This is a genomic window from Streptomyces sp. NPDC087300, from assembly GCF_044744425.1.
Taxonomy (GTDB): Bacteria; Actinomycetota; Actinomycetes; order Streptomycetales; family Streptomycetaceae; genus Streptomyces.
Genome location: NZ_JBIUYI010000004.1, coordinates 729586 through 748015 on the forward strand (window position 1 = coordinate 729586; position 18430 = coordinate 748015).

Genomic DNA, 18430 nt, shown 5'->3' on the forward strand with positions numbered 1-18430 from the left:
CGCGGGGCCGGGCGGAGTCCGCGGGGCCGGTGTCCCGGGAGCGGGGACGAGGAGGTGAACGGGCGGATGGACCCACAGGTGGACGTGCGGCGCTCCGGGGACGGGGACAATGGGTCGGTGCGCTACCGCGTCCTCGGCACCACCCAGGCCCTGCGCCCCGACGGCACCGTCCTGCCCGTCGGCGGCGCGCGTCTGCGCGCCCTCCTGACGGTGCTCGCGCTGCGCGCGGGCCGTACCGTCTCCGCCGCCGTCCTGGTCGGCGAGGTCTGGGCGGACAGCCCGCCCGCCGACGCGACGGGGGCGCTCCAGGCGCTGGCCGGGCGGCTCCGCAGGGCCCTCGGCGCGGACGCGCTGGCCTCGGCGGACGGCGGCTACCGGCTGTGCGCGGCGCCGGACGACGTGGACGTGTTCCGCTTCGACCGGCTCGTCGGCGAGGGCACGCGGGCCCTGGCGGACGGCGACGCGGCGAAGGCGGCCGCCGTCCTGGACGACGCGCTCGCCCTGTGGACCGGCGAACCGCTGCCCGACCTGCCCGAGCGCACGGCGGAGGCGGCGCGCTGGGCGGCCCGCCGGGTCGACGCGCACCGCGCGCGGGTGACGGCGGCGCTCGCGCTCGGCGAGGCGGAGCAGGTGCTTCCCGAGCTGACCGCGCTGTGCGACGGCCATCCGCTGGACGAACCGCTGCAGGCCCTGCGGCTGCGCGCCCTGCGCGACGCGGGCCGCCCCGCGGAAGCGCTCGCGGCCTACGAAGACATCCGCACGGTCCTCGCGGACCGCCTCGGCACGGATCCGGGTCCTGAACTGCGGGCGCTGCACCAGGAGTTGCTGTGCGGGGACCGGGACGGGGGCGGGGACGGGGACAGAGGTGCGGCCGGGGGGTCCGGGCGCGGGCCTGACGCATCGACCGGACCTGCCGTACGCGCCGCAAGCGCCGTACACGCCGCACCTGCCGCTCCCGTCGCGCCCGGCAGCGCTTCTCCCGGGCCCCGCACGCCGCCCATGTCCGGTACGCCGAGCGGCAGTTACGCCAGCACCGGGACCGGGACCGGGACCAGCACCACCCCCCGAACCCCCCGGTCCCCCCGAACCCCCCGCCCGCCCGGCAACCTCCGTGCCCGGCTCACCTCCTTCGTCGGGCGGGAGGCGGACATCGGGGCGCTGCGCGGGGACCTCGGGCAGGCCCGCCTCGTGACGCTGATCGGGGCCGGCGGGGCCGGGAAGACGCGGCTCTCGCAAGAGGCCGCGGAGACCGTCGCCGCGGACGTGCCCGACGGCGTGTGGCTGGCCGAACTCGCGCCGGTCGAGGACCCTGCCGACGTGCCCGCGGCCGTCCTCACCGCGCTCGGTGCCCGCGAGACCGTGCTGCGCGGCGCCGGTGCCGAGGAGCTGCGGGTGATCTCGGAGCGGAGCGGCGAGGACCCCCTCGCCCGGCTCGTCGAGCACTGCGCGGCCCGCCGCATGCTGATCATCCTGGACAACTGCGAGCACGTCATCGACGCGGCGGCCCGGCTCGCCGAGGAGCTCCTCGCCCGCTGCCCAGGTCTTACGGTCCTGGCGACGAGCCGCGAACCCCTGGGCGTACCGGGCGAGTTGCTCCGGCCCGTCGAGCCGCTGCCCGCGCCGGTCGCGCTGCGGCTCTTCGCCGAGCGCGGCGCCGCGGCGCGGCCCGGGTTCACGGCGGCGGGCGATCCCGCGGCCGTCGCCGAGATCTGCCGCCGCCTGGACGGTCTGCCGCTCGCCATCGAACTGGCCGCGGCCCGGCTGCGGATGCTCACGCCGCGCCAGATCGCCGACCGGCTCGACGACCGCTTCCGGCTGCTCACCAGCGGCGCCCGCACGGTGCTGCCCCGCCAGCAGACGCTGCGCGCCGTCGTCGACTGGTCCTGGGACCTGCTCGACGCGCCCGAACGGGCCGTACTGCGCAGGCTGTCGGTCTTCGCGGGCGGCTGCGACCTGACCGCGGCGGAGGAGGTGTGCGCCGCCGAGGGCGACGCGCACGAGGTCGCGGGGCTGCTCGGCTCGCTCGTCGACAAGTCCCTCGTCGTCGCGGCCCCTTCCCCGGTGTCCGGCGGCGGCATGCGCTACCGGCTCCTGGAGACCGTCTCGGAGTACGCGGGGGAGCGGCTCGACGAGGCGGGCGACCGCGCGGCGGCCGAGCGCGCGCACCTCGTGCACTACCGGGAGGTCGCGCGGACCACCGACCCCGAGCTGCGCGGCCACGGGCAGTACGCGGCGGTGGAGCGCCTGGAGGTGGAGTACGAGAACCTGCGCACCGCCCTGCGGCACGCGGTCGCCGCCGGGGACGAGCAGGAGGCGCTCTGCCTCGTCCTGTCCCTCTCCTGGTACTGGCAGATCCGCGGCCTGCGCATGGAGACCCGCAACTGGTCGCTCGACGTCATGTCCCTGGGCCCCGACCCGTTCGTGCGCCCGGTCACCCCCGCGCCCCCGCTGGAAGAGCCGTGCACGGCCAAGCCGCCGCCGATGAGCCCCGAGGTCCTCGCGGAGGCCCGTCGTGGCGCGCACCTGCTCCACCTCTCCTGCATGGACATGGAGGTGGACGTGACGCACTGGCAGTCGCCCGAGGCCCAGCGGAAGCTGCTCGGGATCAAGGAGGCCTACCGTCCCGGCCTCCCGCAGACCTGCCGTGCGCCCGGCAACCTCTGGTTCTTCGCCGTGCTGCTCAGCGGCGACATGGGGATGCTGCGCGAGATGATCGACGAGACCGTCGCCGCCTGCCGCGCGTTCGGCTACGAGTGGGAGCTCGCCGCGGCCCTTCAGATGCGCGCCAACATGCTCGCCAACCGCAGCGACTGGACGGGCGACGCCATGCGCGACGCCGACGAGGCGCTCGGCGTGTTCCAGCGACTCGGCGATCTGTGGGGTGTCGCGGAGGCGCTCTCCGCGCGCGGCGAGGCACGGGAGCGGCGCGGTGAACTGGGCCTGGCCGCACAGGACTTCTGGGCCGCCGTCGAGTACGCCGAACAGGTCGGCGCGCCGACCCAGGTGGCCCTGCTCAAGGCGCGCCTCGGCTCGCTCCTGACGGACGTGCCGGAGCGGCGCGACGACTTCGCGCGGGGCGAGGCGATGCTGCGGGAGGTGATCGACAACCCCGGCCGCCAGCACACCGGCGAGGCGCTGCCCGCCGCCCGGATCTATCTGACCATCGCGCTCGGCCGCACCGGCAGGCTCGACGAGGCGCGCGAGCATCTGCGGCTCCTCGGCATGGAGTTCAGCGCGATCGGCTACGCGGTCTTCGAGAGTTCGGTGCTCGGCATCGGGGCCTGGCTCGACGCGCTGGACGGGCGGTACGAGGAGAGCGTCGCCAGGATCGGCGAGGCCTTCACGAAGGCGCTCGACCCGCTGTCGCGGATGGTGGCCCCGCAGATGGTCTCCGTCCATCTGTGGGTGGCCGCGTTCGCCCTCGCGGGGGCGGACGACGGCGCCCGCGCGGACGACGCGGCCAGACTCCTGGGGATGGCCGCCCGCGAACTGCCGCCCGCACACGTGGCGAACAGCATGGAGCGGGAGATCCGCGCGGCGGCGGAGCGGGCGGCGCGGGCCGCGCTCGGGGACCAGGCGTACGAGGCGGCGTACGCGCGGGGAGGCGGCCTCACCGTCGATGAGGCCGCCGCCCTGTGTGGAGTGCCGTCCGGCTGATCCGGTGACCGGGGGCCCGGTCCGGGCCGAGGCCGGTGTGCCGGTCAGCTCTTCGTGCGGAACTTGTGGATCGCGATGGGCGCCATCACCAGCGTGAGCGCCACGGACCAGCCGACCGTCACCCACAGGTCGTGCGCGACGGGGCCGCCGACCATCAGGCCGCGCGCGGAGTCCGCGAGCGAGGACAGCGGGTTGTAGTCGGTGAAGCCCTGGAGCCAGCCCGGCATCGACTGGGTCGGCGCGAAGATCGACGAGCCGAACTGGAGCGGCATCAGGACCAGGAAGCCCATCGCCTGCACGGACTGGGCGCTCTTCATGGAGACGCCGAGGACCAGGAAGATCCACATGATCGACGTGCCGAACAGGGCGGAGAGGCCCACGGCGGCGAACAGACCGCCCCAGTTGGTGATGTCGAAGCCCACCAGGACACCGACGATCATCATGATCGTCGTCGCGATGAGGAGCCGCATCAGCTCCACCACGATCTTGGCGAAGAGGACCGAACCCTGGCCGATCGGCAGGGTCCTGAAGCGGTCCATGATGCCGTTCTGGAAGTCCTGGTTGAAGCCGGTGCCGACGGCCATGGCGATGTTCATGCTCATCATCGCCATCATGCCGGGCACCACGTACTGCACGTACTGGTCCTGACCGCCGCCGAGGGCCTGGCCGATGGAACCGCCGAACACGTACACGAACAGGAGCGTGAAGACGATCGGCATCAGGACCGCGTCGAACATCGACTCGGGGTCCTGGCGGATCCAGAGCAGATTGCGGCGGACCAGGGCGCTGGTGTGCCGGACGTGACCGCGCAGGCCGATCCGGGCGTCGGCCTGCCCCGCCTTGAGGGGGGCCGCGAGAGTGGTGGCGCTCATACGGCGGCCCCTTCGAGTTCGTTTTCGCTGGGGCGGGCGTCCTGCGGGGCACTGGCCTTCTGGCCGGTGATCGACAGGAACACTTCGTCCAGGCTGGGGAGTTCGGTGGCTATGGAGCCGATCGTGATGCCGCGCGCGGTGACCGCGCCGACCACGGCGGTCAGCTGCTCGTCGCTGAGGATCGGCACCAGGACCGTGCCGGACTCGGGGTCCACCGTGGAGGTGGCGATGCCGGTCAGGCCCAGGTCGTCCAGCGCGTTCGCCAGCGGGTGGAGCTCCAGCGGGTCGGCCGGGCGGACCCGCAGGGTGCGGCCTCCGACCTTCGCCTTGAGCTCGTCGATGCCGCCGTTGGCGATGACCTTGCCGCGGTCGATGACGGTCAGCTCGGAGGCCAACTGCTCGGCCTCCTCCATGTACTGGGTGGTGAGCAGCACGGTCACGCCGTCGTTGACCATGCGCTTGACCTCGCTCCACACCTCGTTACGCGTACGGGGGTCGAGGCCGGTGGTCGGCTCGTCCAGATAGAGGACGGCCGGGCTGCCGATCATCGACGCCGCGAGGTCGAGGCGGCGGCGCATGCCGCCGGAGTAGGTGCTCGCCGGGCGCTTGGCCGCCTCGGTCAGCGAGAACCGCTCGAGCAGGCCGTCGGCGCGGGCCCTGGCGTCCTTGCGGGACAGGTCGAGCAGCCGCCCGATCATGTAGAGGTTCTCGCGGCCCGAGAGCTTCTCGTCCACCGCCGCGTACTGGCCGGTCAGGCCGATCACGCGGCGCAGTTGACGGGGCTGCTTCAGCACGTCGTAACCGGCTACGAAGGCGGTGCCCGAGTCCGGGGTGACGAGGGTGGAGAGGCAGCGTACGAGTGTGGTCTTGCCGGCGCCGTTGGGGCCGAGCACGCCGAGGACGGTGCCCTCGCGTACGTCGACGTCCACGCCGTCCAGTGCCTTGGTCTCGCCGTAGTGCTTGACCAGTCCCCTCACGGTGACGGCACTCTCTGCGCCGCCGGGGTTCTTGTCGATTCGCGTCATGGGTACAAGGTGCCATCCCCCACCGACAAACCACCGACATCCTGCCGACAGGGGCCCGGGGGGCCGGGGGCGGGGTGGGGGGCTTCTCGGTGACGGGGGGTGCTGGGCCTGCGGGTTCCTGGCTCGGCGAGGCGGTCCCATGCCCCCCCCGTGGACCGACCAGTGGCTCACCCCCACCCGATCCCTCTACTCGACCGGGGCTGGCCCCCCCCCGCCGCTCCGCGACGGTTTCCCCCACCCACCCCTCTCCGCACCGGGCTTGCGCGTGCGTGGTCCTGCGAGGACGGTCCCATGCCCTCCGTGGACCGACCAGCGGTTCACCCCACCCGCTCCCTCGGCTCGACCGGGGCTGCTCCACCTCGCCGCTCCGCGGCGGTTTCCCCCACCCACCCACCCACCCCTCTCCGCACCGGGCTTGCGTATGCCTGGTCCGCGCCTGCCCCCTCGGCTCGACCGGGGCGGGTCTTCCCCACCCACCCACCCACCCACCCGGCGCTCGGCACCGAGCGGCTCTGTAGGCGCAACGCCGGTGCGGAGAAGGGGTGGGCGGGCGGGAAAAACCGCCGCGGAGCGGCGAAAAAGCCAGCGACGGCCCTGCACCGGGCAGCTGCCGGGGACCCAAGATATGCCCGCCCAACGCCCCCGGCAGCCGCCGGGAACCCGCGACGCGATTAACCCGCACCCGGTAGCCGCCGGGCCTCGTGGAGAGACAAGCCGACCCCCGCCCAACGCCCCCGGCAGCCGCCGGGAACCCGCGACGCGATCAACCCGCACCCGGTAGCCGCCGGGCCCCGTGGAGAGACAGGCCACCCCCCGCCCAACGCCCCCCGGCGAGAGAAAGGCAGCCCGCCGAAGGGGGAATTCGACGGGCTGCCATGGTGCCGCGGTGGTCTAGAGCACGGTGCCGTACATCAGGGCCGCTCCGAAGGAAGGTCCGGAGGGGGACAAGTACGTGCCCCCCGTCCCGGCCGCCGCCCAGGCCTAGTGGACCGCGTGTTCCGCCGCCGGAAACGCCCCGCCCACCACGTCCTCGGCGAACGCCTTGGCCGCGCCGGACATCACGCCCCGCAGATCCGCGTACTGCTTGACGAAGCGCGGCATCTTGCCGCCCGTCAGGCCGAGCATGTCCGTCCAGACGAGGACCTGCGCGTCGCACCCTGCGCCCGCGCCGATGCCGACGGTCGGGATGTGCAGGGAGCGGGTGACCTCGGCCGCGAGTTCCTCGGGGACGAGTTCGAGGACGACGGCGAACGCGCCCGCGTCCTGCGCCGCCTTGGCGTCGTGCAGCAGCCGGTGGGCGGCCTCGTCGCCGCGGCCCTGCACCCGGTAGCCCATGGTGTTCACGGACTGCGGCGTCAGGCCGAGGTGGGACATGACGGGGATGCCGGACTGGACCAGCAACTCGGTCTGCGCCAGGGAGCGTTCGCCGCCCTCCAGCTTGACCGCGCCGACGCCCGCCTCCTTGACCAGGCGGGTGGCCGAGCGGAGTGCCTGGACCGGTCCCTCCTGGTAGGAGCCGAACGGCAGGTCACCGACGATCAGGGCACGCGACGTGCCCCGTACGACGGCGGCCGAGAGCATGGTCATCTCGTCGAGGGTGACGGGCACGGTCGTCTCGTACCCGAGGTGGCAGTTGCCCGCCGAGTCGCCGACGAGCATGACGGGGATGCCCGCCTCGTCGAAGACGGACGCGGTCATCGCGTCGTAGGCGGTGAGCATGGGCCACTTCTCGCCGCGTTCCTTGGCGGCGGTGATGTCGCGCACAGTGATGCGCCGGGTGCCCTTGCCGCCGTACAGCGCCTTGCTGCTGTCGGGGTTCCTGGGGGCGTCGGCACTGTTCTGGGCAGCCGAAAGCTGCGTCATCGCAACGGCTCCTTCTGTCATCTCGAGGCGCCCTGACGGCGTCCCCGGATCCCCTCCATGGTGGCATCACGTGCCGCCCCGGGGCTAGTGGGTCCCCCGGTGGCCCGGGTCCGCGTGGGGGCGGATCCCCGCGCCCACGTGGGTAAAGCAGTTCCGGGGCAGGGGTAAATTCTTTCCAATACGAGACGGTCTCGTATCGAAATCCTTCTAGGCTGATTGCCATGTCAACTCCCGCTGTACCCGTCTCGCCCCGGATACCGGAAGCCGTGCACCGGCGCCGCTGGGCGATCCTCGGGGTGCTCATGCTCAGCCTGCTGATCGTGGTGCTCGACAACTCGATCCTGAACGTCGCCATCAAGACGATCTCGACGCCGGAGCCCACCGGCCTCGGCGCCACCCAGGGCGAGCTCGAATGGGCGATCAACGCCTACACGCTCGTCTTCGCGGGCCTCCTGTTCACCGCGGGACTGCTCGGCGACCGGCTGGGCCGCAAGAAGGTCCTGCTCGGCGGACTCGTCGTGTTCGGCGTCGGCTCGGCGCTCGCCGCGGAGTCCGCCTCGCCCGTCCAGCTCATCGCGTTCCGCGCGCTGATGGGCCTCGGCGCGGCCTTCGTGATGCCCGCGACCCTCGCCATCCTGATGAACGTCTTCGAGCGCGACGAGCAGCCCAAGGCCATCGGCATCTGGGCGGGCGGCGTCGGTCTCGCCATCGCGATCGGCCCGATCACCGGCGGTGTGCTGCTCGACCACTTCTGGTGGGGCTCGGTCTTCTTCGTGAACGTACCGATCGTGCTGATCGCGCTCGCCCTGATGGTCTGGCTGGTGCCCGACTCCCGTGACCCCAATCCCGGCCGGATCGACCTGGTCGGCGTCGGGCTCTCCGTCGTCGGCCTGGTCCTGCTCGTCTACGGCATCATCAAGGGCGGCCAGCTCGCCGACTTCACCGACCCCGCGGTCCTCGGCACCGCCGCGGCGGGCCTCGCCGTACTCGTCGCCTTCGTGCTGTACGAGAAGCGCAGCGACCACCCGTCCATCGACATCGCGTACTTCAAGAACCGGGTGTTCTCCGCGGCGATCAGCGCCATCGCGCTCGTCTTCTTCGCGCTGATGGGCGTCACCTTCTTCTCGGTCTTCTACACCCAGAGCGTGCGCGGCTACTCGCCGCTCCAGACCGGTCTGCTGATGCTGCCGCTGGCCGCCGCCCAGCTCATCTTCGCGCCGCGCGCCCGGCTCGTCGTGGACCGCTTCGGCGTCCGTGCCGTGTGCACCGGCGGTCTGCTCCTCGTGATGGCGATGCTGGTGGCCTTCACGGCCCTGGAGGCCGATACGCCGATCTGGCTCCTGGAAGTCATCTTCTTCCTGATGGGCACCGGCATGGCGCACATCATGACGCCGACCAGCGTCGTGATCATGCAGGCCCTGCCGCGCGAGAAGGCGGGCTCGGCGTCCGCCCTCAGCAACACCTTCCGGCAGGTCGGCGGCGCCCTCGGCATCGCGGTGCTCGGCTCGGTGCTCTCCGCGGCGTACCGCAGCGGCGTCGAGGACAAGCTGACCGCGCTGCCCGCGGGCGCCCGGCACGCGGCGGGCGAGTCGATCGAGGCGACGCTCGGCGTCGCGGCGAAGCTCGGCCCGCGCGGCGAGCCGCTGGTGAGCGCGGCCAACGACTCGTTCCTGCACGCCATGCACGTCACGGCGCTGTGCGGTGCGGGCGTCGCGCTGATCGGCTCGCTGATCGTGTTCCTGTTCCTGCCGGGCCGTACGCCGAAGCCCGACGCGACCAAGGACGAGCCCGAGCCCGTGGGCGCCTCGGAGCACTGAGGCGGACGGTACGCGAGGGCCCTGGGGGAGAATCGGCCCGGCCAGCCGCGCGAAGAGACGGAGATGACGTGGTCCACACCGCCAAGGGAACGCATGCCGCGAACGGGGCGCACGCCGGCGAGGTGCCGCCCGCGGGAAAGGGCGTGCCCGGCGCGCGGGGCGGCCGCGGCCGCCCCCGGAGCGAGGCGGTGGAGCAGGCGATCATCGAGGGCGTGGTGCGGCTCCTGGAGGACGGGGTGTCGCTCACGGAGCTGTCCATCGAGCGGATCGCCCGCACCGCGGGCGTCGGCAAGGCCACCATCTACCGGCGCTGGGACGGCAAGGAGGCACTCTTCGTCGACGTACTCAGCGTCTTCGAGGAGCCGGACCCCGAGCTGCCGGGCACCTCGGTCCGCGCGGACCTGGTGGTCATCCTGGAGGTCCTGCGCAGGCGCGGCCTCAACATCCGCTCCTCCGCGCTGCTGCACAACGTCTTCGCGCAGATGAAGGCGCTGCCCAGGCTGTGGGAGGCGTACCACGCGACGGTCATCGACCCCCGCCGCCGCGCCATGGTCGAGGTGCTGCGGCGGGGCATGGCCGAGGGCGAGCTCCGCACGGACATCGACATCGAGATGGCCAACGACCTGTTCGTCGGTCCCATGCTGCTGCGCACGGTGATGCGCCCCGACGCGCCGCTCGACGACGACCTCGCGGAGCGGATCGTCGACTACGTACTCGAAGGGCTGCGGCCACAGCCCTCCTGACGCCCCGGAGCCCGAACGCGCCCGGCAGGGGCCCGGACGCGCCGGAGCCCGGATGTGCGCATTTCGTCACAGAGGGCCCGCTAGCGGGGCAGGTCAGGAACTCGTCGCGCCGCCTCGTTCGTCCTCGTGCCAGTACGGCCGTCGCGGACGGCAGGGACGCACCCGATCATCGCCTAGGGTTTCACTGGGGCGGGACAGACGGTGTGCACGGCAGGCAGTGAGGCGACGAGAGCATGGCGCAGGCGTACAAGACGGAGACGGGCAACGACGGCTCGGGACCCGAGCGTCCGGGGCCCTGGTTCCGGCGTCTGCTCGACGGCTGGCGCGGTGACCCCGGCATCTGGCGGCGCGGCCTGGTCACCACGGGCGCCGCGCTCCTGATCGCCCTGGTGATGCTCTTCCACGCCCAGATCCCCAACAACATCGGCAACCTCGGCAGCCTGACCGAGACCTTCCTGCCCTGGCTCGGCCTCTTCGTCCCGGTGCTCGTCGTCATCGGGGTGTGGCGCAAGTCCGCCACCGCCCTGATCGCGGTGCTGCTGCCCACGATCATCTGGATCAACCAGTTCGGCGGCCTGATCAGCGACAAGTCGGGCGGCGAGGGCGACCTGACGGTGGCCACGCACAACGTGAACGCGGACAACACCGACCCGACGGGCACGGCCCAGGACGTCGCCGCCTCCGGCGCGGACGTGCTGGCCCTCGAAGAGCTCACCGCGGACGCCGTGCCGACGTACGAGAAGGCGCTCTCGCGGATCTACAAGTACCACTCGGTCAAGGGCACGGTCGGCGTGTGGAGCAAGTACCCGATGGCCGACACCAAGCCCGTGGACATCAAGCTGGGCTGGGTGCGCGCGCTGCGGACCACCGTCGACACCCCCAAGGGCGAGGTCGCCGTCTACGTGGCGCACCTGCCGTCGGTGCGCGTGAAGCTCGACGCGGGCTTCACCGCCAACCAGCGCGACGAGAGCGCCGACGCGCTCGGCGAGGCCATCTCCAAGGAGAGGCTCGGCAAGATCATCCTGCTCGGCGACCTGAACGGCACGATGAACGACCGCGCGCTGAACGGCGTCACCGCCCAGATGCGCTCCACGCAGGGCGCCGCGGGCAACGGCTTCGGCTTCAGCTGGCCCGCTTCGTTCCCGATGGCCCGCATCGACCAGATCATGGTCAAGGGCGTCGAGCCGGTCTCCTCCTGGACGCTGCCGAAGACGAACAGCGACCACCTGCCGATCGCGGCGCGGGTCGAGCTCTCCGAGTAACACCCGCCCCACGGAATACTCGGTGCACGGGGCTTTGTTCCGTACGTAAACTTATGGATTCCCCTCGCCCCTCGCTCCCCCTGCTTCCGTGGAAGGTACCTCCCCATGCCCCTGGCCCTGCTCGCCCTCGCCGTGGGCGCCTTCGGCATCGGCACGACCGAGTTCGTGATGATGGGCCTGCTGCCCAACGTCGCCGACGACCTGCACATATCCATCCCGACCGCGGGCCACCTCGTCTCCGCGTACGCGCTCGGCGTCGTCATCGGCGCCCCGCTGCTCGCCGCCGTCACCGCCAAGCTGCCGCGCAGGCGCGTGCTGATCGGCCTGATGGTCCTCTTCGTCGCGGGCAACGCCCTGTCGGCCGCCGCGCCCGACTACCACTGGCTGATGGCCGCCCGCTTCCTCAGCGGACTGCCGCACGGCGCCTTCTTCGGCGTCGGCGCCGTCGTCGCCACCGGCCTCGTCGCCCCCGAGCGCAAGGCCCGCTCGGTCTCCCTGATGTTCCTCGGCCTCACCGTCGCCAACATCGTCGGCGTGCCGGTGGGCACGGCGATGGGGCAACAGCTCGGCTGGCGCGCCACGTTCCTCGGAGTGAGCGCCATCGGCATCGCCGCCGTCGCCGCGCTCGCCCTGCTCGTCCCCGCCGACCACGGCCACGGCGACGCGGTCGGCCTGCGCGGCGAACTGCGGGCGCTGCGCAGCGTGCCGGTCTGGCTCGCGCTCGGTACGACGGTCGCGGGCTTCGGCGCGCTCTTCGCCGCCTACAGCTACATCACGCCGATGCTCACCGACTCGGCCGGCTACGCCGAGTCCAGCGTCACCCTGCTGCTCGCCCTGTTCGGCGTGGGCGCCACCGCGGGCAACCTGCTCGGCGGCCGCCTCGCCGACCACTCGCTGCGGGGCACGCTCTTCGGCGGCCTGACCGCGCTCGCGGTCGTCCTCGCGTTCTTCCCGCTCCTGATGACCACGGGATGGAGCGCGGCGCTCGCCGTGGTGCTGCTCGGCATGGCGGCGTTCACCACCGGCTCGCCCCTCCAGCTGATGGTCATGGAGAAGGCCTCGGCGGCCCCCTCGCTCGCCTCGTCCGCGAACCAGGCGGCGTTCAACCTCGCCAACGCGGGCGGCGCCTGGATCGGCGGCCTCGCCCTCGCGGCGGGCTTCGGCGTCACGTCTCCCGCGGTGACCGGCGCGGTCCTCGCGGTCCTCGGCCTCGCGGTCGCGGGCCTCGCCTACCTGGTGGACCTGCGCTCGCCGACCGCAGGGCAGGAACGCCTGGTGGCGGCGGGGGCCCCGGCCAGGGAGCCGTCCCGCCAGCACTGAGCGGGGCCGCTCAGCCCGTCGCCGACTCCCGCCACCGATTGGTGATCGGCAGACGCCGGTCCTTGCCGAAGCCCTTGGCCGAGATCTTGGTGCCCGGCGGGTACTGGCGGCGCTTGTACTCGGCGGTGTCGACCATCCGCAGCGTCCTGACCACGAGCTCCCTGTCGTAGCCCGCGGCCACGATCGCGTCGGCGCTCTGGTCCCGGTCCACGTAGAGCTCCAGGATCCCGTCGAGCACGGGGTAGTCGGGCAGCGAATCCGTGTCGACCTGGTCGGGCCGCAGCTCCGCGCTCGGCGGCTTGCTGATCGAGTTCTCGGGGATCGGCGGGAGCTGCCCGCGCTCCTCGGCCGCGCGGTTGCGCCACCGCGCGAGCCGGAACACCGAGGTCTTGTAGACGTCCTTGATCGGCCCGTACGCCCCGACGGAGTCGCCGTAGAGCGTCGAATACCCCACCGCCAGCTCGGACTTGTTGCCGGGCGCGAGGACGATGTGGCCCTCCTGGTTGGAGAGCGCCATCAGCATCGTGCCGCGAAGGCGCGACTGGAGGTTCTCCTCGGCGAGCCCGGTCAGACCGAGCGACCCCATGTACGCGTCGAACATCGGGGCGATCGGCACGGTCCGCAGGGGGAGCCCGGTGCGCCGCGCCAGCTCCTCCGCGTCAGCGATCGAGTGGCCCGAGGAGTAGCGGGAGGGCATCGCGACGCCGTGCACGTTCGGCGCCCCGAGCGCGTCGCAGGCGATGGCCGCGGTGAGCGCCGAGTCGATGCCGCCGGAGAGCCCGATCAGGACGCTGCTGAAGCCGTTCTTCGCGGCGTACGCGCGCAGGCCGACCACGAGTGCCGAGTACAGCTCCTCGTCGTCGTCGAGCCGCTCCGCGTACCCGCCGGTGAGCTCCGCCTCGTACGCGGGCAGCGGCTCGGCGGAGACCGTGACGTGCTCGATGCGCAGGCCGTCGTCGACGATGCCCGACGGCACCTCGCCCGCCGCGGGCAGCTCCAGGTCGAGCACCACGCAGCCCTCGGCGAACTGCGGTGCGCGCGCGACGACTTCGCCGTCCTTGTCGACGACGATCGAGTCGCCGTCGAAGACCAGCTCGTCCTGGCCGCCGATCATCGCCAGGTAGGCGGTGGTGCAGCCCGCCTCCTGGGCGCGCTTGCGCACCAGTTCGAGGCGCTGGTCGTCCTTGTTCCGCTCGTACGGCGAGGCGTTGACGGAGAGCAGCAGGCCCGCGCCCGCCGTGCGGGTCGCGGGCACCCGGCCGCCGTCCTGCCAGAGGTCCTCGCAGATGGCCAGGGCCACGTCGATGCCGTGCACGCGCACCACCGGCAGGGTCTCGCCGGGGACGAAGTAGCGGAACTCGTCGAAGACGCCGTAGTTGGGCAGGTGGTGCTTGGAGTAGGTCAGCACGGCCGCGCCGCGGTGCAGCACCGCGCCCGCGTTGCGCGGGGCGCCCGCGGGCTGGCCGAACTTCGGCTTCGCCTCGTCGGTGCGGTCGAGATAGCCGACGACGACCGGCAGCTCGCCGAGGCCCTCGGCGTCGAGCCGCGCGGCGAGCGCGTGCAGCGCGTCCCGCGAGGCCTGGACGAAGGACGACCGCAGGGCGAGGTCCTCCACGGGATACCCGGTGAGGGCCATCTCGGGGAACGCGACGAGATGCGCCCCCTGCTCGGCGGAGTGCCGGGTCCAGCGGACGATCGCCTCGGCGTTCCCGGCGAGATCGCCGACGGTCGAGTCGATCTGATTCAGGGCGAGACGTAGTTGGGGCACGGGGGCAGTCTAATCGTCAGACCGACGTTATGTCCTGCCGGGCGGGGGAGCGGGGGAGCGGGGGCGCGGGGGCGTGAGGGCGCGAGGGCGTGAGGCGCGGGGGCGTTCGGTAACGGGGGCGCCGGAGCGTCTGTCTGCGGTGGCTCGCTTGCGGGTGCGGGCTCGTCGGGGCTGGTCGCGCAGTTCCCCGCGCCCCCGAGGGGCGGCCCCCTGAAGGGGCCGCCGCCGGGCTACTTGCGGTAGCCGAGGACCGTCATCATGCCTGCCTCCGCGTGGTAGACGTTGTGGCAGTGGATCATCCACAGGCCCGGGTTGTCCGCGTCGAAGTCCACCGTCAGCGTGCCGTTCGGCAGGACGATCGCGGTGTCCTTGCGGGGGCCGCCCGCCACGTTCGCCAGGGCGAAGGTGTGGCCGTGCAGATGGACCGGGTGCCACATGGACGTCGAGTTGGCGAAGACCAGGCGGACCCGCTCACCCGCCCGCACCGGGTGGCGCTGCCCGGGGGAGTAGGGCTTCTTGTCGAAGGCCCAGTCGTACTTCGCCATGCCGCCGGTCAGCTGGATCCTGACCGTGCGGTCCGGCTTGCGGGACGTCAGCGCGACGGACTCGTGCGACCGCAGCTTGTCGGCGGTCAGGAGACGGCCCGTCAGCTCCTCGGGGCGGACCGAAGCGGCCGGCGCGGCCCCGCCGCCCGTGCGCAGCACCGCGAGCGCCGTCGCCTTCTTGCCCTCGGCGGCCGCGGTCAGCGGGAAGACGCCGTCGCCCGCGGTGACCAGCACGTCGTACCGCTCGCCCATGCCGAGGAGCAGGGCGTCGGTCTTCGCGTGCGCCACGGGGAAGCCGTCGGTGTGCGTCACCGTCATCTCGTGGCCGCCGAGCGCCACCCGGAAGGCCGTGTCACCGCCCGCGTTGATGATGCGCAGGCGGATGCGGTCGCCGGGGCGGGCGCGGAACTGCGAAGGGTCCTTCGGCGTCCGCCCGTTGACCAGGTAGTGCGGGTAGGCGACGTCGCCCGCGTCACCCCCGAGCAGGTCGCTCTTGGCGCCCATCATCATCCGGGAGGGCCCCGAAGGCTTCGGTGAGGGCGCGGTCCGCGCGGCCGTGTGGGACATGTTCGACATGTCGTGGCCGCCGTGGTCCATGCCGCCCGAGCCGCCGCCGTCACCCCCGCCCATGTCGTGGCCCGCCATGCCCTTGCCGAGCTCGGCGAGCACGCCGTCCGGGGTGGACCCTTCCACCCCGTCGACCCAGTCGTCGAGGACGACCACCCACTCCTTGTCGTACTTCAGGGGCTCCTTGGGGTCCTCGACGATCAGCGGCGCGTACAGCCCCCGGTCCTGCTGGGTGCCGGAGTGCGGGTGGAACCAGTACGTCCCCGGGTGGGGCACCGCGAAGCGGTAGGTGAAGTCGCCGCCGGGCCTGATGTCCTTCTGGGTGAGGCCGGGGACGCCGTCCATGTCGTTGCGCAGGGCGATGCCGTGCCAGTGCAGGGAGGTGGCCTCGGGCAGGTGGTTGGCGAGGGTGAGCGCCAGGGTGTCGCCCGCGGTGACGCGGACCTCCTTGCCGGGCAGCCCGTCCCCGTACGCCCACGTCCTGACCTGGGGGCCGCCCAGGTCGAGCCTGGTCTCCATGGCCGTCAGGCGGACCTCGCGGACCTTGCCGCCGTGGGCGCGCTTCTTCTCCGCGGCGGCGACCTCCGCGCCCGCCGGGTCGACATAGCCGCCGGGGGCGGACGCGCCGCCCTGGCCGTGCCCGCCGCCGTGGCCGCCGGAATCCGAGCCGGAGCAGGCCGACAGGATTCCCGTCCCCGCGACGGCCGCCGCGGCGCCGAGCAGGGTGCGGCGCGAAGGGGCCTGCGGCCCTTCCTCGGGCATGAGTGTTTTACGCATGGCTGTCTTACGCATGACTGGGTGACACCTCGTCGTGATGGTGCGTACGAATGGGCGCGTCCGCTGCTTCTGATACACCGCTCGACCCCTGGGGGTTCCCACCGGAACCGCACGGGTTTTCCGGGCAGCGCGAAGCAGCCGGTGCGGCGGCCTAAATGCGCAGCACGGACAGACGGGCCAGGCGTATCCGGGCAGGCGGCGGATCGGGCCGCGGGCCGTGCGTGAGCCGCCCGGTCGCGGGCAGCCGGGCGAGGATTCCGCCGGGCCGCAGCAGTCCGGCCCGCACCAGCAGGACGAGGGTGAACGCGCCGAGGACGGCCAGACACACGGACAGCGGATCCATGCTCATGCCGTCGTGCCGCTCCGGAGCGGGCGCCGCCTGGTGCGCCCTGTGCGCGCCGCGCCCGTCGGAACCGCGCCCGTCGGAACCGGAACCGTGCTCACCGCCGACGGCGTCCGGGGCGGCCATCCCGCCCATGCCGTGCCGCATCGGCGAAGAGGCGGTGCCGGACGCGGGGACCGGCGCCGCGGCAGCTGCCGGCGCGGACGTGCCCGCGCCCTCGTGGCCGCCCGAAGGGTGCCCCAGCGTATGCATCGTGACGATCCCGAAGAGCAGCGCGGCGAGCAGCAGCAACTGCCCGTACCCCGTGCGGCTCCGCGTCCTCGCCATGCGGCGAACCCTACCCCCGCTGGGTATTCGGCGACATGCGGGCCCCCGGTAGTCGGACGATCATGAGCGCATGACGAGTACGGACGAACCGGCACGAACCGGAGAAGGTGCCCTGCCCGAGCCGGACCCCGCCGTGCCGCGGCAGTTCATCTCCTGGCTGACGCTCGCCCTCATGACCACCGCCTCCGTGGCCAGCCTGCGCCCCTCGCCGTCGATGGCCATCTACGGACTCGCCGCGGTCTTCCTCTATCTGCTGCCCGCCGTCGTCTTCCTGCTGCCCACCGCCCTGGTCGGCGCCGAGCTGGCCTCCGGGTGGTCCGGCGGCATCTACCGGTGGGTGAGCGAGGCGCTCGGCAAGCCGCTCGGGTTCGTCGCCGTGTGGTGCCAGTTCGCCATGACCATCGCGTACTACCCGAGCCTGCTGGCCTACGTCGCGTCGACGTTCGCGTACGTCATCCACCCGAGCCTCGCCGAAAACGGCCTCTACGTAGCGATCGTCATCGTCGTCATCTACTGGACCGGCGTCTGGATCACCTCGCGCGGCACCAGGACCGTCGCGGGGCTCTCCTCGCTCGGGCTCGTCATCGGCACGCTCATCCCCGGCGTCGTCCTCGTCGTGCTCGGCCTCGTCTTCCTGGGGCAGGGCAACGCGTCCGCCGCGCCCATGTCCGCGGGGCACTGGCTGCCGCCGTGGACCGGGCTCGCCAGCCTGGTCCTCATCGTCAACAACTTCCTCTCCTACGCGGGCATGGAGATGAACGGCGTCCACGTGTCGTCGCTGCGCCACCCGCGCTCCGAGTACCCGCGCTCGATCTTCCTCGCCACCGGCCTCGTCCTGCTGATCTTCATCCTTCCGGCCCTGGCCATCAGCTGGGTCATGCCGTCGGAGCAGCTCAGCCTCACCGCGGGTCTCATGCAGGCGTTCCAGGCGTTCTTCGACCACTTCCACATCGGCTGGATGACGAAGATCGTCGGCATCATGCTCGTCATGGCCGCCCTCGGCGGCATGCTCACCTGGCTCGCGGGACCCGCCAAGGGCCTGGTGACGCTCGCCCGGCAGGAGGGCTACCTGCCGCCTTTCCTGCAGAAGTTCAACAAGGCGGGCGTGCCCAGGAACATCATGGTCGCCCAAGGCGTGGTCACCACCCTGATCGGCGTGCTCTACGCCTTCAGCGACGACGTCTCCAGTGCCTACTGGATGTTCTCGGTCATCACCGTGCAGATCTATCTGATCGCCTACCTGCTGATGTTCGTCTCCGTCGTACGGCTGCGGAAGGACCAGCCGCACGTGGCGCGCGGCTTCGTGGTGCCCGCCGTGACGCTCGTCGCGGGCGTCGGGTTCGTCGCCTCGGTCGTCGCGCTCGCCATCGGTTTCGTGCCGCCCGACCAGTTCGGCAAGGGGCCGCTCTGGCGCTATCTGCTGATCGTCGGCGGCGGTCTGCTCGCGCTGGGCGTCCTGGCGCCCGCCGCGTTCCTCAAGTTCCGCAAACCCGGCTGGATCCACCCCGACCACAGGGCACTCGATGGAACCAAATAGCATTTGT

At 72.4% G+C, this 18430-nt stretch carries 12 protein-coding genes; 6 read left to right on the forward strand and 6 right to left on the reverse strand.

Annotation, left to right across the window (positions count from 1 at the left end):
* The first annotated feature begins 66 nt into the window (after window positions 1-66).
* Window positions 67-3657 carry an AfsR/SARP family transcriptional regulator gene (locus tag ACIO9J_RS19065; protein WP_402000336.1) on the forward strand — a complete coding sequence of 1197 codons (3591 nt, stop codon included), beginning with the start codon at window positions 67-69 and terminating at the stop codon, window positions 3655-3657.
* Between the two features lie 44 nt (window positions 3658-3701).
* Here ACIO9J_RS19065 and ACIO9J_RS19070 read toward each other — a convergent pair whose 3' ends face one another.
* The 3 genes from ACIO9J_RS19070 to panB all read right to left on the reverse strand — a co-directional run bounded on the left by ACIO9J_RS19070 (window position 3702) and on the right by panB (window position 7417).
* Window positions 3702-4529 carry an ABC transporter permease gene (locus tag ACIO9J_RS19070; protein ID WP_402000338.1) on the reverse strand — a complete coding sequence of 276 codons (828 nt, stop codon included), beginning with the start codon at window positions 4527-4529 and terminating at the stop codon, window positions 3702-3704.
* Window positions 4526-5554, reverse strand: a complete 1029-nt coding sequence (locus ACIO9J_RS19075; RefSeq protein WP_402000341.1) for an ATP-binding cassette domain-containing protein — start codon at window positions 5552-5554, stop codon at window positions 4526-4528. Before ACIO9J_RS19075 ends, ACIO9J_RS19070 begins: the two co-directional genes overlap by 4 nt.
* 981 nt (window positions 5555-6535) lie before the next feature.
* Window positions 6536-7417 carry a 3-methyl-2-oxobutanoate hydroxymethyltransferase gene (panB, locus tag ACIO9J_RS19080; protein WP_402000344.1) on the reverse strand — a complete coding sequence of 294 codons (882 nt, stop codon included), beginning with the start codon at window positions 7415-7417 and terminating at the stop codon, window positions 6536-6538.
* Window positions 7418-7638: 221 nt separating this feature from the next.
* On the opposite strand from panB, the gene ACIO9J_RS19085 reads away from it, so the two are divergent.
* The 4 genes from ACIO9J_RS19085 (at window position 7639) to ACIO9J_RS19100 (ending at window position 12559) form a co-directional block, all read left to right on the forward strand.
* Entirely contained in the window at window positions 7639-9234 is a 1596-nt protein-coding gene (locus ACIO9J_RS19085; RefSeq protein ID WP_402000347.1) for an MFS transporter, read from the forward strand.
* A gap of 122 nt (window positions 9235-9356) precedes the next feature.
* Window positions 9357-9977 (forward strand): TetR/AcrR family transcriptional regulator, encoded by a 621-nt coding sequence (locus ACIO9J_RS19090; RefSeq protein WP_402001112.1) that lies wholly within the window; start codon window positions 9357-9359, stop codon window positions 9975-9977.
* A 233-nt stretch (window positions 9978-10210) separates the two neighbouring features.
* Window positions 10211-11239 carry an endonuclease/exonuclease/phosphatase family protein gene (locus tag ACIO9J_RS19095; protein ID WP_402000350.1) on the forward strand — a complete coding sequence of 343 codons (1029 nt, stop codon included), beginning with the start codon at window positions 10211-10213 and terminating at the stop codon, window positions 11237-11239.
* A 105-nt stretch (window positions 11240-11344) separates the two neighbouring features.
* Window positions 11345-12559 (forward strand): MFS transporter, encoded by a 1215-nt coding sequence (locus ACIO9J_RS19100; RefSeq protein ID WP_402000353.1) that lies wholly within the window; start codon window positions 11345-11347, stop codon window positions 12557-12559.
* Window positions 12560-12569: 10 nt separating this feature from the next.
* On the opposite strand, the gene ACIO9J_RS19105 is transcribed toward ACIO9J_RS19100, so the two are convergent.
* The 3 genes from ACIO9J_RS19105 to ACIO9J_RS19115 all read right to left on the reverse strand — a co-directional run bounded on the left by ACIO9J_RS19105 (window position 12570) and on the right by ACIO9J_RS19115 (window position 16886).
* Window positions 12570-14327, reverse strand: a complete 1758-nt coding sequence (locus ACIO9J_RS19105; RefSeq protein WP_402000355.1) for an NAD+ synthase — start codon at window positions 14325-14327, stop codon at window positions 12570-12572.
* 230 nt (window positions 14328-14557) lie between these two features.
* Window positions 14558-16216 carry a multicopper oxidase family protein gene (locus tag ACIO9J_RS19110; RefSeq protein WP_402000358.1) on the reverse strand — a complete coding sequence of 553 codons (1659 nt, stop codon included), beginning with the start codon at window positions 16214-16216 and terminating at the stop codon, window positions 14558-14560.
* A 151-nt stretch (window positions 16217-16367) separates the two neighbouring features.
* Window positions 16368-16886 carry a hypothetical protein gene (locus ACIO9J_RS19115; protein WP_402000361.1) on the reverse strand — a complete coding sequence of 173 codons (519 nt, stop codon included), beginning with the start codon at window positions 16884-16886 and terminating at the stop codon, window positions 16368-16370.
* Window positions 16887-16956: 70 nt separating this feature from the next.
* Between ACIO9J_RS19115 and ACIO9J_RS19120 the strand changes: the two genes are divergently transcribed.
* The gene (locus ACIO9J_RS19120; RefSeq protein WP_402000364.1) at window positions 16957-18423 is read left to right on the forward strand and encodes an APC family permease; all 1467 of its coding nucleotides are present in this window, start codon (window positions 16957-16959) and stop codon (window positions 18421-18423) included.
* Window positions 18424-18430: the final 7 nt, after the last annotated feature.

Excerpts from the sequence above, each read along its gene's own strand:
- ACIO9J_RS19065 (WP_402000336.1), top strand. The coding sequence starts at position 67 with ATGGACCCACAGGTGGACGTGCGGCGCTCCGGGGACGGGGACAATGGG.
- ACIO9J_RS19070 (WP_402000338.1), bottom strand. The coding sequence starts at position 4,529 with ATGAGCGCCACCACTCTCGCGGCCCCCCTCAAGGCGGGGCAGGCCGAC.
- ACIO9J_RS19075 (WP_402000341.1), bottom strand. The coding sequence starts at position 5,554 with ATGACGCGAATCGACAAGAACCCCGGCGGCGCAGAGAGTGCCGTCACC.
- panB (WP_402000344.1), bottom strand. The coding sequence starts at position 7,417 with ATGACGCAGCTTTCGGCTGCCCAGAACAGTGCCGACGCCCCCAGGAAC.
- ACIO9J_RS19085 (WP_402000347.1), top strand. The coding sequence starts at position 7,639 with ATGTCAACTCCCGCTGTACCCGTCTCGCCCCGGATACCGGAAGCCGTG.
- ACIO9J_RS19095 (WP_402000350.1), top strand. The coding sequence starts at position 10,211 with ATGGCGCAGGCGTACAAGACGGAGACGGGCAACGACGGCTCGGGACCC.
- ACIO9J_RS19100 (WP_402000353.1), top strand. The coding sequence starts at position 11,345 with ATGCCCCTGGCCCTGCTCGCCCTCGCCGTGGGCGCCTTCGGCATCGGC.
- ACIO9J_RS19110 (WP_402000358.1), bottom strand. The coding sequence starts at position 16,216 with ATGCGTAAAACACTCATGCCCGAGGAAGGGCCGCAGGCCCCTTCGCGC.
- ACIO9J_RS19115 (WP_402000361.1), bottom strand. The coding sequence starts at position 16,886 with ATGGCGAGGACGCGGAGCCGCACGGGGTACGGGCAGTTGCTGCTGCTC.
- ACIO9J_RS19120 (WP_402000364.1), top strand. The coding sequence starts at position 16,957 with ATGACGAGTACGGACGAACCGGCACGAACCGGAGAAGGTGCCCTGCCC.